This window comes from Sulfurimonas limnophila (genome assembly GCF_059705345.1).
Genome location: NZ_AP046127.1, coordinates 2,029,304 through 2,044,360, shown reverse-complemented (window position 1 = coordinate 2,044,360; position 15,057 = coordinate 2,029,304). Strand labels below are relative to the sequence as shown.

Genomic DNA, 15,057 nt, shown 5'->3' with positions numbered 1-15,057 from the left:
TTTTAAAATGTAAAATATTTTATATGAAATTTTTTGATTACAAGAGGGATTATGAACTATAAAAAATTAGATAAGTTAACCGTTTTGGATTATATCTTAGATGTAAATAGTGTTATGAGTTACTTTGGCGAAGATGAGCTACAAGCCGATGAGATAGGGGATGGGAACTTAAACTATGTCTATAAAATTAGTTCAATTCAGGATTCACAAAAAGCTCTTATTTTAAAACAGGCTGTTCCGTATCTGCGCTGTGTTGGCGAAGAGTTTGCTCTTAGCAGAGAGAGGATGAGCTATGAGATACGCGCTTTACAAAAATTTTACTCTATATTTCCTAGTTTTGTTCCAAAGGTACATCATGCAAATGAGGCTATGAGCTTGGTTGTGATGGAGTATTTAGACTCTTACACAATTATGAGAAAAGGTCTTATTGAGAGAACAGAGTATAAAAAATTTAGTGAGCAAATCTCTACTTTTATGGCTGCAACGCTTTTTTATACTTCATCTTTGCACTTAAGCAGTTCTGAGAAGAGAGCTCTTGTGGATAGGTTTAACTCAAATGTTGAGTTATGTAAACTTAGTGAGGATTTTGTGTTTAGTTTTGCTTTTATGGAGCATGAGACAAACAACAAAGAGAGAGTGGAGGATAGCAAAGAGGCAAAAAAGCTTTTTTTAGACATGGAGCTCAAAGAGAAGATTTTAGAGCTAAAGTACAAATTTATGACGCAAAGTGATGCACTTTTGCATGGAGATTTGCATACTGGTTCAATTATGATTAATGAGACAAGGGCGTGTATAATTGACCCAGAGTTTGCTTTTGTTGGACCTTTTGGGTTTGATATAGGTGTGTTGTTGGCAAACTTTGTTAGCAGTTATGTTTATCATAGCGTAGTTAGTAGAGATGATGAGTATAAAGAGTGGCTTCTTTTGGGCATAAAAGAGTTTTTGGCAAAGTTTCAAACTAAATTTTTAGATTTTTGGAGTGAGTCTAAAAACTCCGCACTTTTAATAGAGGGATACCTTGATAGCATAACACTTGAAGCATATAAGAGAAAATTTGTAAAAGATATACTGCGTGATAGTGTTGGTTTTGCTGGATGTGAAGCGGCGCGCAGGGTTTACGGTGTTGCTGGAGTAGAAGAGATAAGAGGGATAAAAGATAATCTACTAAGAGAAAAGGCTGAGGAGATGGTGTTAAAAATAGCAAGGGAGTTTTTGATGCGTTATAAAACTATACAAAATTGTGATGAGATACTGGAGATACTAAGAGATGCAAGGTAACTATAAAGCGCTATGGCTAAATGATGATCTCTTTGATGAGTGTTTAGAGGTAATTGACCAAAGACTACTCCCTTTTATCGAGGATACAAGGCATCTAACTACAACTGAGGAAGTTGTAACTGCTATAAAAAATATGACAGTTCGCGGGGCTGGAGTTATAGGAAGTGTCGCAGCTTTTGGGATATATATAGCTGCTATGGAAGTTGAGGGAGATTATGATGCTCTCAAAGAGAAGGCGGCTCTAATAAGAGAATCACGCCCAACTGCCATCAACCTTATGTGGGCTGTGGATAAGATGATGGAGCTTTTAAAAGATTCGGACAATTTAATAGAAGATGCAAGAGACGCAGCGATAGAACTAAATGATGCGGAAGCGCTTGAGAGCCAAAAAATCGCTGAGTTTGGCTGTGACATCATAGAAGAGATACTAAAGCAAAAAAATAAAACCCGCATAAACATCTTAACCCACTGTAATGCAGGTTGGTTGGCAGTAATTGATGAGGGAACAGCACTTGCCCCCATCTATGAAGCAAAAAGAAGAGGAATAGATCTTCATGTTTGGGTTGATGAGACACGCCCTAGAAATCAAGGCGCTTCACTTACTGCATGGGAGCTATCCAAAGAGGGTATAGAGCATACCATCATAGCCGATAATATGGGCGGACTTTTGATGCAAAGAGGCGAGGTGGATATGGTAATCGTTGGGGCTGATAGAGTAAGTGCAAATGGAGATGTGGCAAACAAGATAGGAACTTATCTAAAAGCACTCGCAGCTCATGATAACGGAGTTCCTTTTTATGTGGCAATCCCCGCTTCTACTTTTGATTTTGAGATAAACGATGGTGTAAAAGAGATACCAATTGAAGAGAGAAGTGGCGATGAGGTTAAGTTTATAAGAGGAGTGGATGAAGATGGAGTTTTGCGCAGAGTGCGAATCACACCAGAGGAGTCACCTACTAAAAACTATGGTTTTGATGTAACTCCAGCAAGGCTAATAACCGCTCTTATAACAAACAGAGGTGTTTGCAGAGCAGATTTTGATGAGATAAAAGAAAAGTTTAGAGGATAAGATATTGAAAAGTTTATGGGATAACAAAGAAGCGCAAAATTATAAAACAGATTTGGATTTGAGGGTTTATACCTCAAGACTGCTTGGGCGAGATAGCTCTTTGGTTCTGCATGGCGGTGGAAATACCTCTGTAAAATCATCTGCAACAAACCTCTTTGGTGATAGAGAAGAGATACTTTATGTAAAAGGAAGTGGATGGGATTTGGCGACCATTGAGGCAGAGGGTTTTGCTCCTGTTAAGATGGAGATGCTACTTAAGATGGCAGAGCTTCAAGAGTTAAGCGATATTGATATGGTAAAGTATCAACGACTTGCCATGACAAATCCATCTGCACCAAACCCTTCAGTTGAAGCGATTTTACATGCGATTATCCCTTTTAAGTTTGTCGATCATACTCATACCGATGCGGTTGTAACCATCACAAATACAGACAATGGTGAGAAGAGGCTAAAAGAGCTGTATGGGGATAGCGTTTTGGTTATCCCATACATTATGCCTGGATTTGTTCTTGCAAAACTGGTTTATGAGATGACGAAGGGGATTGATTGGAGTAAGTTAGAGGGGATGGTTCTTTTAAATCATGGGCTATTTACATTTAGCGATGATGCAAAAGAGTCTTATGAGAAAACCATAGAGCTTGTGGATAGGGCAGAGACGTACCTCAAAGCCAATGGCGCCCAGCTACATGTAGAAAAAAGCAGTGCCAATATTGAGCCTCTTACTCTTGCAAAAATTCGTAAAGAAGTCTCTAATTTAAAGGGAAAAGCAACTATCTCAATCTTTAACGATAGCGATTTGGCACTCCATTTCTCAAAACAAAATATCGATAAAATCGCCATTCAAGGCCCTCTAACACCAGACCATGTTATACGAACAAAGAGAGTTCCATCTATCTTGGGAGATGATTTTAAGAGCGATTTGGCAAACTATGTAAAATCGTATAGAGACTATTTTGAGGCAAACAAAAAAGATGAAACAGTGCTAAATCCAGCACCAAATTTTGCCATCTTAAGAGGCAGAGGAGCACTTAGTTTTGGAGAAAATGCAAAAGAGGCAAATATTATCAAAGATATAAATGAGCACACTTACGAAGCAATTTTAAAAGCTGAGAAACTTGGCGGATACAAGGCTCTGAGTGCGGCAAATATTTTTGAAGTAGAGTATTGGTCGCTTGAACAAGCAAAGCTAAAAGGCGGTGCAAAAGCGTCTGAGTTTGGTGGGAAAATTGCTCTTGTAACGGGAGGGGCAAGTGGAATAGGTCTCTCAATCGCTAAGATGTTAAATGCGAGGGGCGCAGCAGTTGTTGCTCTTGATATAAATCCAGATGTTGAGAAAATCTTTAGCAAAGCCGATGCTATGGGCATAAGATGTGACCTTACATGCAGTGATGAGATCCAAAGTGCAATCTCAAAAACTGTTAAAAGTTTTGGTGGAATAGACATAGTAGTAAGCAATGCTGGAATCTTCACACCAAGCCAAAATCTTGATGAGTTAAGTGATGAAAATTGGCAAAGAAGCATGGATATAAATCTCACTTCGCATCAGAAACTATTAAAATATACAGCACCATTTTTAAAACTTGGTATTGACGCAACTGTGGTTATGGTAGCTTCTAAAAACTTTCCAGCCCCTGGTAAGGGAGCGGCTGCTTACTCAGTTGCAAAAGCTGGACAGACTCAACTCGCACGTATCGCAGCCTTAGAGCTTGGCGAGTTTGGAGTAAGAGTAAATACACTTCATCCACATGCAGTTTTTGATACAGCTATCTGGAGTGATGAAGTTCTAGCAAATCGTGCAAAAGCTTATGGAATGAGTGTTGAGGAGTATAAAACAAACAATGTACTAAAGACTGAAATTTGCTCAAACGATGTAGCAGAACTTGTATGCGCAATGGCAGGAAGAGCATTTGCAAAAACAACAGGCGCACAAGTTGCAATAGATGGCGGAAGTGATAGGATTATATAATCCTTCTCACTTCATGTAGAGCATTCTTTTGATATTATCAGGCATATTTTCAAGCGCAAAGTTTTTTTGACTTTTTATATAGCTTGGGTATTTAAAATCTTTTGATGTTACCATAGAGTAGAGTTTTTTTAGATGTTCGTTTTCGATTACTTTATATTTTATCTCCATCTCTTTGGCGATGCGTAGAAAAAATGTAAGTAAAACGGCTTGGGCTTTCTCATTTATCGCATCACTTTTGATAACTTCATCAAACTCTCTTCTCATTGTTAAAACATTGTACTCACAAAGCTCATCAAGCTTATCGCCATCTTCTGTACCTAGATACTCCAAAATATCCAAAATAAGATTTAAAAAGAGAAGATTTGTTTTGTCTATGACCATATTGTGTTTTTGAAGTTTCTCTCTGTATGCCAGAATATCGCTCTGTACATCTTTAAAATAAGCCACCATTTTAAAACCTTTTATAATAAAATTTAAAGAAGTCATTCTAGCAGAAAGGGGCTAATATATGCCTTTGTAAGTCGCTTTAAAGTAGAAGTTTTATAGAATAAGAAGATATAAATAAAGGTAAAAAAGATGAAGATAGCGATAGCGGGAACAGGATATGTAGGGCTTAGTAATGGGATTCTTTTATCTCAACATAACGAAGTAGTGGCTCTTGATATTATCCCCCAAAAAGTTGAAATGCTAAATAAAAAAATCTCTCCTATTGAAGATAAAGAGATAGAAGAGTATCTAGTACGCGATGATTTAAATTTTCGTGCAACGCTAGATAAAGAGGATGCTTACCAAGGTGCTACTTATATCATCATCGCAACACCTACTGATTATGATACGCAGACAAACTACTTTAACACAAAGAGTATCGAGTATGTAATTGCTGATGTTTTGAGTATAAATCCAGATGCTGTTATGGTCATAAAATCAACCGTTCCAGTTGGATATGTAAATAGCCTAAGGGAGAAGTTTAAAACCCAAAATATCATCTTCTCGCCTGAGTTTTTAAGAGAAGGGTTAGCCCTTCATGACAATCTCTATCCTAGCCGTATCATAGTTGGCGAACAGAGCGAGAGGGCTAAAATTTTTGCAGAACTCTTAGCGCAAGGTGCAATCAAAAAAGATATACCTATCCTCTTTACGGACTCAACAGAAGCAGAGGCGATAAAACTCTTTGCAAATACTTATCTTGCTATGAGAGTTGCATACTTTAATGAGCTTGACTCTTATGCACAATCACACGGGCTTGATACTAGACAGATTATAGAGGGTATTGGGCTAGACCCTAGAATTGGGACTCACTATAACAATCCATCTTTTGGGTATGGCGGGTATTGTCTTCCAAAAGATACAAAACAGCTCCTAGCAAACTATGCAGATGTCCCATCAAATATGATAGAGGCGATTGTAAAATCAAACAGCACAAGAAAAGATTTTATAGCAGATAGCATTTTGGCGAAAAAACCTAAGATAGTGGGTGTGTATAGACTTGTGATGAAGAGCGGAAGCGATAACTTTAGAAGCAGTGCTATTCAAGGGATTATGAAACGTATAAAAGCCAAAGGGATAGAGGTTGTTATATATGAACCAGTGCTTGAGGAGAGTGAATTTTTTAACTCAAGAGTTATAAAAAATCTGGATGAGTTTAAGGCGATAAGTGATGTTGTTGTTGCAAACCGCTTGAGTGAGAGCATTATGGATATAAAAGATAAAGTTTATACAAGAGATATTTTCAATAGTGATTCGTAGAGATATTATCCTGAAATGGAGCCGCTTTAATGGCTAAGAAAAATAAGAAAAACTCTAAAGTAAACCAAAAAATCAAGAAATATTTTGATGAAGACCCTTTTGATGTAGGCGTTGCCAGAGTAAGTACGCAAACGCTAAGTGAGCTTTTTAACTACCTTGGAATTTATGATATAGAAAAAAGCCAAGAGATGCTTCTAAAGATGGCAAGAGTGCTCTGGAGTGAAGCAGATGGTGATACAAGAGTAGATATTTTTAACTTCTTTGCGCACAATGGCACAATTTATAAAGCGACAAGCAAAGTCGAGCCGAGTTTGGAGAGAGATGAGAAGATAGAGTCTCTTATATCTCAGTTAAATGTTACTGAGCAAGAGGCAAAAGCCCTACATGACGCCTTTAGTGACGTTAGAAGCAAAAAAATAACTATCGAGAAGATGGAGTCAAAGCTCTCTCACATCCGCTTTAGTTTTAAAAAAGAGCGTCTCCAAAAGAGAGTAGATGGCGTTTTTGATATAGATGACTCCATAGAGTTTAACGCCTCTTTAAAATACGCACTTTATGGACAAAATTTCCATAAGATATTAACTATCAACACAAAAACATTTGAGTATGAGCATCTAAGAGATGGCGACGAAGATGAGTTATCAAACGAGATAGAAAAAGCAAAAGAGCTCTCAACGCTTAAAAAACAGCAAGAGATAGATAGTTTCATAAAAAACCTCAAAGACCCGCATCCGCATCTAAGTCAAAAAGAGATTTTACATGCACTAAGAGTTGTGCCGCCAAAGAGCAAACTCTCTTATCCTATGCTAAAAGAGAATGTTATTTATAGTGTCGTTAAAGGAGCGCTTGGAGAGGTGGAGATAGATATAAGCGATGAAGAGTTGCTTATAGCGCTGCCACAAAGTGTAAAACTGCCATACTCAAAGACAGAACAACCATACACTCTTGAAGTACATATAGAGTTAAATTCTCTGCTAGAAGATATCTGGAAGGGCGAAAATGTAGATTTTAGCACAGTAATAGAGGAGTTTAAAAAAGAGCATGAAGAGCATTTTTTAAACGATTTAACCTCTTTGGCTGATGAGTGCAGGGGATATGCCACGCTTTTACATCTTAACAATGAAGCGCTTTATGGCAAGGTTTATGATGTGCTCTTAGAGTTTTTGAGTGCTTCACTAAATATATCTCCAAAGATAGCTAGAAAAAGTGTAAAAAGATTTATTCACTCTATCTCAGAAGAGATAGCAAAAAAACAGAGATATGAGCTCTTGGCACGAACTATTAGAGATTTTAAGAACCTTTTTCCACTCGCAAGAGATATGAGAAGAAAGCTAACTCTTCATATAGGACCTACAAACAGCGGAAAAACATATCAGGCGATGCAGAAACTAAAGAGCGCAGATACGGGTTACTATCTTGCCCCGCTTAGACTCTTAGCGCTAGAGGGTTATGAGGATTTGAGAGATGATGGCATAAGCGCATCTTTGATAACTGGCGAAGAGCAGATAGTTGATGAGGACGCAACGCATATAAGTTCGACTATTGAGATGGTAAACTTTGATGTGGATGTCGATGTCTGCGTAATTGATGAGGTGCAGATGCTAGACGATAGAGACCGTGGCTGGGCATGGGCAAATGCTATCATTGGCGCACCAGCAAAAGAGATTATCATGACTGGCTCTATAAACGCAAAAGATGCGGTTATAGCACTAGCTAAGTACCTAGGCGAAGAGCTTGAAATCATAGAGTTTGAGAGAAAAAATCCTCTAATTCTATTAGACTCTCCAACACATGAAAAAGATGTCGAGGCAAATACGGCAATAATCGCTTTTAGCAGAAAAGATGTCTTAAAACTCAAACAGGTCTTCTCAAAATACTTTAGCGTAAGCGTTGTTTATGGCAACCTCTCTCCAGAGGTTAGACGCGAGGAAGCAAGAAGATTTCGCTCAGGCGAGACACAGGTGCTTGTCGCAACGGACGCTATTGCAATGGGTATGAATCTGCCTATAAAAACTATACTTTTCTCAAAAGCAGAGAAGTTTGATGGCGTAAATGATAGAACGCTTATCCCAAGTGAAATCCATCAAATCTCTGGTCGTGCAGGAAGATATGGGCTCCATGAAAAAGGCTATGTTGGGGCTTTGAGCGGTGATGTTTTAAATGTTATAAAGAAAAACTTTAACAAAGAGGCAAAGAGTATAACCATACCTTTTAAAGTGATGGCAAATCTAGACCATATAAAACTTGTTGGAACTATCCTAGAAGAGAAATCATTGCACGAGATTTTAAAGTTTTTTGTAAAAAATATGGAGTTTGATGGTCCATTTTTGGCAACAAACTTAGATGATATGATGGAAGTTTCAACTCTTATCGATAGTTATGATTTGGATTTGACTACAAAATATCATCTTGCATGTGCGCCTCTTACGCTCAAATCGCCATATATAGTTAGCGCTTTTGAGAGTTATCTAAACACTTTAGAAAAAAATATGCCCGTTGCTTATGTCGCACCAGTGCTAAGCGGTGCGTATGCGCAAACAACAGATGAACTACTCCGTGCTGAGGATATGGTAAAAGAGATTTCGCTCTATCTCTGGCTTAGTTACAGATTTAGTGACTCTTTTATCGATGCCAACAGAGCAAGAGCCTCAAGAGGGATTTTGAACAAATTTATAGAAAATTCACTTCAGCAGAGCCAACTCGCAACAAAATGCAGAATGTGCAGTGCTCCACTCCCGCCAAACTCCCCTTACGGAATCTGTCAGGCATGTTTTAAGAAAAACTATGCAGGGCGTGGTGTAAAGAGCGGTGGATATAGAAAGAGGTAGTTTAGTGATAAAACTACATTACATTAGTCGACTAAAATAGTTATTTTGATAAAAAAAGGATTTTCTATGGATAAAATTAAAAAAAATACACTTGTGTCAATGCTTATAAAGTTAGAAGACCAAGAGGGCAATATCATTGATGAGAGTGAAGAACTTATGTATCTTCACGGCGGTTACGGTCAAATTTTTCAAAAGCTAGAAGATGAACTTGATGGGAAAGAAGCAGGTTATACTTTTCATCTTGCGCTAACTCCAGCAGAGGCATTTGGTGAGTACAATGAGGCTTTGCATATAAAAGAGTTGCTCGAAGATTTGCCAGAAGGTATTTTTGTAGGTACGGAACTTGACGGTGAAGAAGAAGGCATCGTGTATATAGTTGAGAGCAAAGATGAAAAATACGCAACTCTCAATGCAAATCACGAACTAGCAGGAGTACCAATCGTAGCAAGTGGCAAGATTTTGGAGATAGAACAACTCTCAGACGAGATAGCCCAAGAGCTACTAAAGGGAGAACAACAGCATCAGCATTAGATTGACTTTTATAACCTAGATATGATTATCTCACTTGGTTACAGAGTGAATTCTAAAAGAGCCACAAGCTTTAGAGTCTGGGCAACATAAAATATAACAAAGGGAAAAAATGGTTTCAGTAAAATACCTTCATCAGGTTCAGGCACTTTTACTCTCTGGTTTTATGAGTTTTATCATGTCGGGAGCGATAACATTTATCAACTTAGGACTGGTAGATAATTTCGTTGAGATTTGGATACATGCATGGTTGGTTGCGTATGCTATCGCATTTCCGACAATACTTCTTGTATTTCCTTTTGCCCGTAAACTTGCTATGAAAATAGCATCAAGATAAAAAAATGTTTAAACTACTAATATTATTGATACTAATTTTACCGCTTTATGCTTTAGAGCCGAATTTCGGCAAGTACGGTGGAAGTGCGGTTATATTGGATTTGAACAGTTCTCAAAAAAGAGTTTTTGGAATGCGTACAGATGAGAGACTTAGTCCGTGTTCGACCTTTAAGATACTAAACTCGATGATAGCTCTTGATAGCAAAGTTGTAAAAGATGAAAATGAGGTTATAAAGTGGGACGGGGTAAAGCGAGAATACTCCGCATGGAATCAAGACCACTCGATGCGTTCTGCTATAGCAGTGTCAACGGTTTGGTTTTATCAAGAGTTGGCTAGTCGTATAGGCGAGCAGAGAATGAAAGAGTATGTAAGCAGAGCTCAGTATGGCAATGCGGATACTTCCAATACTCTTACGGACTTTTGGCTTGGAGGCGGAAGTCTCAAAATCTCCCTAAACGAACAGGTTGATTTTCTCTCACGACTTATGCGTAATGATTTGGAATTTCCTCTACATGTAATGGAAACGACAAAAGATATTATCACTTTAGAAAAAAACGGTACTTATCAGCTTGGCGGAAAAACAGGAAGCTGCAACGGAGTAGGTTGGTTTGTGGGTTTTGAGCAAAGTCATGACAAAACTACCGTTTTTGCTTTTAACATTAAAGGCGAGGGAGCAAACGGAGCAGAAGCAAAGAAAATTGCTTTTGAGTATTTAAAAACACTTACAAACGCTAAATTTGAGGATATAAAAAGTGAATGATAGAACTGATTTTAAAGATTATAACGCAGCTATTTGGCGAGCTAAAAAAGAGTTTTTAAAGCCCGTAAAATATATAGAAAACATCACATTTGACGACTTGGTCGGGATAGAGAGACAAAAAGAGGAGCTTATTAAAAATACGGAGCGTTTCTTAGAGAACTTACCCTCAAATAATGTGCTTTTATGGGGAGCACGAGGTACTGGAAAGTCCTCACTTATCAAAGCGCTTTTAAACAGTTATGCTTCAAAAGGATTGCGCCTTATCGAGATAGACAGAGAGGACTTGGACGACCTCATAGAGATATCCGACATGATTCGTCATCTGCCTTATAAGTTCATCATCTTTTGCGATGATTTGTCTTTTGAAGAGGGAGAAAAGGGGTACAAAGGTCTAAAAAGAATCCTAGAAGGCTCTATCGAATCTCCGCCAGAGAATGTAAAAATCTATGCCACGTCAAACAGAAGACACTTGATTACAGAGTATCATAGCGACAACGAAGGCACTAAAATAGGCAATAACGGCGAGATTCACTATGGCGACAGCGTAGAAGAGAAGATTTCGCTCAGTGACAGATTCGGTTTATGGCTCTCTTTTTATCACGGTTCTCAAGCCGACTACTTGGCAGTTGTGGACAGCTACTTTAAAGAGTATAAAAGCGACAGAGAACTTCTGCATGTAGAGGCTCTGCGCTTTGCCCAAAGCAGGGCTAGTAAGAGTGCCAGAACGGCGAAACAGTTTTATAACAGCTATTTTAATGGTTAAACATAAAGAGCAGGTAAAAGTAGTATCTATTAGGCATAAATACTACCAAGTCGCTTTGTTTATAACTTGTGCAAGATAAGAGATACAAAAAAGTAAGTAGAGTTTTATAACTTTAGCAGCTCTTCTAATGGCGTAGCTCTCTTTTGTGAATTTAGATGAGTCTCTAAGAGAGTATTTCCCTTAAGTCTGTATTTGGCAGTTTTTATCTCATCTTCCATCTTCTCTTTCATTTCTTCTATGAGTTTCGCCTTAAAAGCCTCTATTAGTTTTGCTATATCTTGTAGAGCTTCAGGAGAGTCACCCATATTGTCTATGAGCTTTTGTTTATACTCTTCAACAAGTGCTTCTATTTTTTCTTTATTTAAATCTGCTAAAAATTTTGCAGCTCCTTTTTCACGGAGTTTTTTTAGAAAATCTGCAAGAGCCTCATCTGTCTGTGAACTTTTACTCTCTGTTTCCTCTTGCGTATATAGAATTTCATTTTTTTGCTCAGAAGCAACACTAAAGTCGACATTTTCTTTTGTTTTAAAGCTCTGAGTCATATTTGTATAGCTCTGATAAGCAGTTCCTATATCCATGATAACTCCTCTATATTTTTAAGTAAAAATAAAAAGCAAATATAGTTCCGATTAGTATATCTCTTTTACTCGTCCGACTTCACCGCTCATCAAACGAACTTTTATGCCGTGATGGTGGTTTGGCGACTTTGTCAAAATATCCCTGACTATGCCCTGTGTTAAAACTCCGCTACGCTGATCTTGTTTTAAAACGATAGCTACACTCTGCCCACTTTTAATGTTTTTTCTTTGAGTTGCGTCTAGCATATATAAACTCCTTTTTATAAGTAGGGGTATTATAGTAAAAATTGGCAATTTAGAAGCGGTTTTAAATGGGGCGGTAGTATCAAGAAATAAGTTTGTATAATTCGATAAAAAATAGAAGCAGAAAATGAACAGCACTAAAAATCAGACACGCTATTTTATACTTATGATAATCGCTATGCTTTTTTGGGGTATTGCTTGGAGTGCTGGGAAAGTTGCTGCGGCTCACTCTCATGCTGAAGTTGCAGCTTTTTGGCGTTATGCTATATCGTTTGTAACTCTTTTGCCAGTAATTTGGTATCTTAAAACTCCGCTAAAGTCAGATAGAGTTGGCTACTTTTATATGCTTATTGCTGGGCTTTTGACCTCACTTTTTAACTACCTATTTTTTGCAGGGCTCTCTCACGGTGCGGCTGGATATGGCGGGACTATGGTTACATCTTTGGCACCTATTTTTACATATCTGATGTCGATTGCTATCTTAGGTACAAAGGTAACAAATACTCAACTTAGTGCCCTGTTTATCGGGATTTTTGGAGCGTTGATTCTGCTTCGTGTTCCATTTGAAGGATTTTCGTTCTTAAATGCGGATAGTCTATATTTTTTAGAGTGCGCTGTTGTTTGGGCGTTGGTTACTATATTTTCTCAAAAAGCTGCCTCAAGGGTAAATCCTATGTTTTATACGCTTGTTGTTTTTGGCGTAGCTGGTTTTACAAATATGATATTTGCACTTCCATACCATCCGTTTGATTTTGGCTCGTATGACGCTGTTTTTTGGGCTACTATCATCTTTATAGGTATAGTTCCTGGAACTTTTAGCACTACTCTTTATTTTATCTCAGCTGGTAAAATCGGAGCGCATAGAACAGGAGTTTTTATGTTTATAGTACCTATCGGGGCTATTGCCTCAAGCTGGTTTATATATGATGAGAAGATTATGTTATCAACGCTTTTTGGGGCTTTGTTGGCATTTGTTGCGGTTGCAATTTTCAATATGAAAAGAGGGAGATTATAACGCTTGGGGTTTGCCAGTGTGGTAACCTTGAGAAAAATCAACTCCACTCTCTTTTACAGTCTCATAAACCGCTTCATCGCAAACATATTCAGCAACAGTACAGGCACCTATTTTTTTAGCAAAATCAACTATTGTCTCAACGATAATTCTATGTTTATCATTCGCAACAATTCCTTTTATAAGAGAACCATCTATTTTTATGCAATCAACATTGAGTTTAAGGATATGTTCAAAGTTGGAGTACCCAGTTCCAAAATCATCAATGGCAATCCTAGCACCTAGCGGTTTTACCTGCGCGATAAATTTAGAAGCGATACCATAATCCTCAATGCCCTCACTCTCCAAAAGCTCAAAAATGACTCTCTTTGCTGTGTTGGTGTGAACTATTGTTTGGATAATCTCCTGCACAATTTTAGGGTTGCTTATATCTTCTATGGATAGATTTATAGAAAATAACTCTTTGCGAGATGCAAAACAGCGACATGCCTGAGCTACAACCTCTTGTGTGATGCGAGGATAGAGCTTTGTTTTTTTAGCAATAGGTAAAAAATCATTTGGCATAAGAATAGTTCCATCTTCATCTACTATTCTTACTAGCGTCTCATATTTATCAATTTTTTGTGTAGAAAAATTTACAATTGGTTGGTAATGGCAGAGTATGCGGTTTTCTAAGAGTGCTTTATGAATTGTAGCGGTCATAGCAATATTTTTTCTATAACTCTCTTCAATCTTTTCATCCTCTTCGTAAATCCAAAAAGATACCTTTTTCTCTTTTGCAATGTGCAGCGCAATATCTGCATTGGTTAAGATTCTCTCACTCTTAAATGCAACTCCTACACTCATTCTGATATTTACACTCTCATTAGCGATATTTAAATCTATCTCATTTAGTTGTAAAAGTATGTTAGATACATACTTTTGTATAGCATCATGAGATAAATCTTCATAAAATAAAATAGCAAACTCATCACCGCCAATGCGGTATGCCTCAACCCCAATCTCTAGTGATTTTTTAGCAATTTGAACTAAAATGCTATCCCCAGTTGCTATCCCCAGTTGCTATCCCAAAAAAATCATTTAACTCTCGAAATCTTTCTATATTGAAAATAGCACAAGCGCAAGGAGGGTTGTTTTGAATATCAAGCATAATTTTTTGACGGTTTGGCAGTGTGGTTAGCTGATCATAGTAGTTTAAATGAAAAATACGCTCCTTTGCTGCTTTTTCTTTCATGTTATCAAAGATAAAACCTTTTATGGTGCGAGGAGTTTTCTTTTCGTTATAATCTATAACGGTAAAATCTCTAATCCATATGACGCTTGAATCCTCTTTGATTAACCTATACTCTTAAACAAATGAGGTAGTTTGTAAAGCAATATATTCATAAAACTCTTTTAGCACAATAGGCAAATCATCAGGATGGATAAAATCGGAAAATTTTATTTCACTCTCTTGGAGCTTTTTATAGTTTATCCCTAAAATTTTCTCAACATTGGCAGAGACAAATATAATAGGCCATCCATCATCTGCGCCCCACTCAAAAAGCACTACGGGGCCACTCTCGATTAGGCGATTGCTTATCTCTAGCTCTCTTTGAATTTTTTTATGTTCAGTGATATTTCGTCCGCTTCCAATTACGCCTATGACATTTTTATCTTCATCATAAATAGGAGCTTTATGAACTTCTAGATAAACCAACTCTCCACGAATATTTCCATACTCTTCAAACTTCATTGGTTTCATCTCTTGGAGTACAACTAAATCTGAGTTGTGACAAAGTTCCCCAAAGGTATGCCACTGTGGATTTTCTGGATGTTTTGCTCTCTCTCGTGTAGCAAAAAAAATATCGTTCTTTCCAAGATACTCCTCGTTTTCTTCCGCCATAAGAAGATTTTCAAGCATCATTTTATTTGCAAAAAGGTAGTTCCCTTATAAATCTTTTGCCCAG

Annotated in this window: 17 protein-coding genes; 11 read left to right on the top strand and 6 right to left on the bottom strand. The window is 37.6% G+C overall.

What is annotated here, in order from left to right:
- The first annotated feature begins 51 nt into the window (after positions 1-51).
- Genes mtnK through AC6H33_RS10385 form a run of 3 tightly spaced genes read left to right on the top strand, consistent with a single transcriptional unit; the run spans position 52 to position 4,313 of the window.
- Complete coding sequence (mtnK, locus tag AC6H33_RS10395; protein ID WP_497604819.1) at positions 52-1,278, top strand: S-methyl-5-thioribose kinase; 1,227 nt, start codon at positions 52-54, stop codon at positions 1,276-1,278.
- Positions 1,268-2,347 (top strand): S-methyl-5-thioribose-1-phosphate isomerase, encoded by a 1,080-nt coding sequence (gene mtnA / locus AC6H33_RS10390; protein ID WP_497604818.1) that lies wholly within the window; start codon positions 1,268-1,270, stop codon positions 2,345-2,347. The genes mtnK and mtnA overlap by 11 nt, the downstream gene beginning before the upstream one ends.
- Positions 2,348-2,351: 4 nt before the next feature.
- Positions 2,352-4,313, top strand: coding sequence for a bifunctional aldolase/short-chain dehydrogenase (locus AC6H33_RS10385; protein WP_497604817.1), 1,962 nt, complete (start codon positions 2,352-2,354; stop codon positions 4,311-4,313).
- Between the two features lie 6 nt (positions 4,314-4,319).
- Here AC6H33_RS10385 and AC6H33_RS10380 read toward each other — a convergent pair whose 3' ends face one another.
- A complete protein-coding gene (locus AC6H33_RS10380) occupies positions 4,320-4,763 on the bottom strand; it encodes a hypothetical protein (protein ID WP_497604816.1) in 444 nt (147 codons plus the stop codon).
- 126 nt (positions 4,764-4,889) lie between these two features.
- On the opposite strand from AC6H33_RS10380, the gene AC6H33_RS10375 reads away from it, so the two are divergent.
- From AC6H33_RS10375 to AC6H33_RS10345, 7 genes are all read left to right on the top strand, one after another.
- Positions 4,890-6,059: a nucleotide sugar dehydrogenase gene (locus AC6H33_RS10375; RefSeq protein WP_497604815.1), complete on the top strand. Its 1,170-nt coding sequence runs from the start codon at positions 4,890-4,892 to the stop codon at positions 6,057-6,059.
- 29 nt (positions 6,060-6,088) lie between these two features.
- Positions 6,089-8,887, top strand: coding sequence for a helicase-related protein (locus AC6H33_RS10370; RefSeq protein WP_497604814.1), 2,799 nt, complete (start codon positions 6,089-6,091; stop codon positions 8,885-8,887).
- A 66-nt stretch (positions 8,888-8,953) separates the two neighbouring features.
- On the top strand, positions 8,954-9,418 hold the full coding sequence (locus tag AC6H33_RS10365; protein ID WP_497604813.1) for an FKBP-type peptidyl-prolyl cis-trans isomerase: 465 nt from the start codon (positions 8,954-8,956) through the stop codon (positions 9,416-9,418).
- Positions 9,419-9,439: 21 nt separating this feature from the next.
- Positions 9,440-9,508 (top strand): hypothetical protein, encoded by a 69-nt coding sequence (locus tag AC6H33_RS10360; RefSeq protein WP_497605996.1) that lies wholly within the window; start codon positions 9,440-9,442, stop codon positions 9,506-9,508.
- A 19-nt stretch (positions 9,509-9,527) separates the two neighbouring features.
- Positions 9,528-9,752 (top strand): DUF2798 domain-containing protein, encoded by a 225-nt coding sequence (locus AC6H33_RS10355; protein ID WP_497604812.1) that lies wholly within the window; start codon positions 9,528-9,530, stop codon positions 9,750-9,752.
- A gap of 4 nt (positions 9,753-9,756) precedes the next feature.
- Positions 9,757-10,512, top strand: coding sequence for a penicillin-binding transpeptidase domain-containing protein (locus tag AC6H33_RS10350; protein WP_497604811.1), 756 nt, complete (start codon positions 9,757-9,759; stop codon positions 10,510-10,512).
- A complete protein-coding gene (locus AC6H33_RS10345; RefSeq protein ID WP_497604810.1) occupies positions 10,505-11,275 on the top strand; it encodes an ATP-binding protein in 771 nt (256 codons plus the stop codon). The genes AC6H33_RS10350 and AC6H33_RS10345 overlap by 8 nt, the downstream gene beginning before the upstream one ends.
- A 104-nt stretch (positions 11,276-11,379) precedes the next feature.
- Here the strand turns inward: AC6H33_RS10345 and AC6H33_RS10340 are convergent, their stop codons facing one another.
- Both AC6H33_RS10340 and AC6H33_RS10335 read right to left on the bottom strand, forming a co-directional pair.
- The gene (locus AC6H33_RS10340) at positions 11,380-11,853 is read right to left on the bottom strand and encodes a hypothetical protein (protein ID WP_497604809.1); all 474 of its coding nucleotides are present in this window, start codon (positions 11,851-11,853) and stop codon (positions 11,380-11,382) included.
- Positions 11,854-11,904: 51 nt separating this feature from the next.
- Positions 11,905-12,099, bottom strand: coding sequence for a YwbE family protein (locus AC6H33_RS10335; protein ID WP_497604808.1), 195 nt, complete (start codon positions 12,097-12,099; stop codon positions 11,905-11,907).
- A gap of 124 nt (positions 12,100-12,223) precedes the next feature.
- Between AC6H33_RS10335 and AC6H33_RS10330 the strand changes: the two genes are divergently transcribed.
- On the top strand, positions 12,224-13,111 hold the full coding sequence (locus AC6H33_RS10330; protein WP_497604807.1) for a DMT family transporter: 888 nt from the start codon (positions 12,224-12,226) through the stop codon (positions 13,109-13,111).
- Here the strand turns inward: AC6H33_RS10330 and AC6H33_RS10325 are convergent.
- The 3 genes from AC6H33_RS10325 to AC6H33_RS10315 form a co-directional block, all read right to left on the bottom strand.
- Entirely contained in the window at positions 13,106-14,110 is a 1,005-nt protein-coding gene (locus AC6H33_RS10325; RefSeq protein ID WP_497605995.1) for an EAL domain-containing protein, read from the bottom strand. The genes AC6H33_RS10330 and AC6H33_RS10325 overlap by 6 nt on opposite strands.
- A 34-nt stretch (positions 14,111-14,144) precedes the next feature.
- Positions 14,145-14,342: a hypothetical protein gene (locus AC6H33_RS10320; RefSeq protein WP_497604806.1), complete on the bottom strand. Its 198-nt coding sequence runs from the start codon at positions 14,340-14,342 to the stop codon at positions 14,145-14,147.
- 114 nt (positions 14,343-14,456) lie between these two features.
- Positions 14,457-15,014: a PAS domain S-box protein gene (locus tag AC6H33_RS10315; protein ID WP_497604805.1), complete on the bottom strand. Its 558-nt coding sequence runs from the start codon at positions 15,012-15,014 to the stop codon at positions 14,457-14,459.
- Between the last annotated feature and the right edge of the window lie 43 nt (positions 15,015-15,057).

What these genes read in the sequence shown, in the direction of transcription:
- mtnK (WP_497604819.1), top strand. Translation starts at nt 52, where the DNA reads ATGAACTATAAAAAATTAGATAAGTTAACCGTTTTGGATTATATCTTA.
- mtnA (WP_497604818.1), top strand. Translation starts at nt 1,268, where the DNA reads ATGCAAGGTAACTATAAAGCGCTATGGCTAAATGATGATCTCTTTGAT.
- AC6H33_RS10380 (WP_497604816.1), bottom strand. Translation starts at nt 4,763, where the DNA reads ATGGTGGCTTATTTTAAAGATGTACAGAGCGATATTCTGGCATACAGA.
- AC6H33_RS10375 (WP_497604815.1), top strand. Translation starts at nt 4,890, where the DNA reads ATGAAGATAGCGATAGCGGGAACAGGATATGTAGGGCTTAGTAATGGG.
- AC6H33_RS10370 (WP_497604814.1), top strand. Translation starts at nt 6,089, where the DNA reads ATGGCTAAGAAAAATAAGAAAAACTCTAAAGTAAACCAAAAAATCAAG.
- AC6H33_RS10365 (WP_497604813.1), top strand. Translation starts at nt 8,954, where the DNA reads ATGGATAAAATTAAAAAAAATACACTTGTGTCAATGCTTATAAAGTTA.
- AC6H33_RS10355 (WP_497604812.1), top strand. Translation starts at nt 9,528, where the DNA reads ATGGTTTCAGTAAAATACCTTCATCAGGTTCAGGCACTTTTACTCTCT.
- AC6H33_RS10350 (WP_497604811.1), top strand. Translation starts at nt 9,757, where the DNA reads ATGTTTAAACTACTAATATTATTGATACTAATTTTACCGCTTTATGCT.
- AC6H33_RS10340 (WP_497604809.1), bottom strand. Translation starts at nt 11,853, where the DNA reads ATGGATATAGGAACTGCTTATCAGAGCTATACAAATATGACTCAGAGC.
- AC6H33_RS10335 (WP_497604808.1), bottom strand. Translation starts at nt 12,099, where the DNA reads ATGCTAGACGCAACTCAAAGAAAAAACATTAAAAGTGGGCAGAGTGTA.
- AC6H33_RS10330 (WP_497604807.1), top strand. Translation starts at nt 12,224, where the DNA reads ATGAACAGCACTAAAAATCAGACACGCTATTTTATACTTATGATAATC.
- AC6H33_RS10320 (WP_497604806.1), bottom strand. Translation starts at nt 14,342, where the DNA reads ATGAAAGAAAAAGCAGCAAAGGAGCGTATTTTTCATTTAAACTACTAT.
- AC6H33_RS10315 (WP_497604805.1), bottom strand. Translation starts at nt 15,014, where the DNA reads ATGATGCTTGAAAATCTTCTTATGGCGGAAGAAAACGAGGAGTATCTT.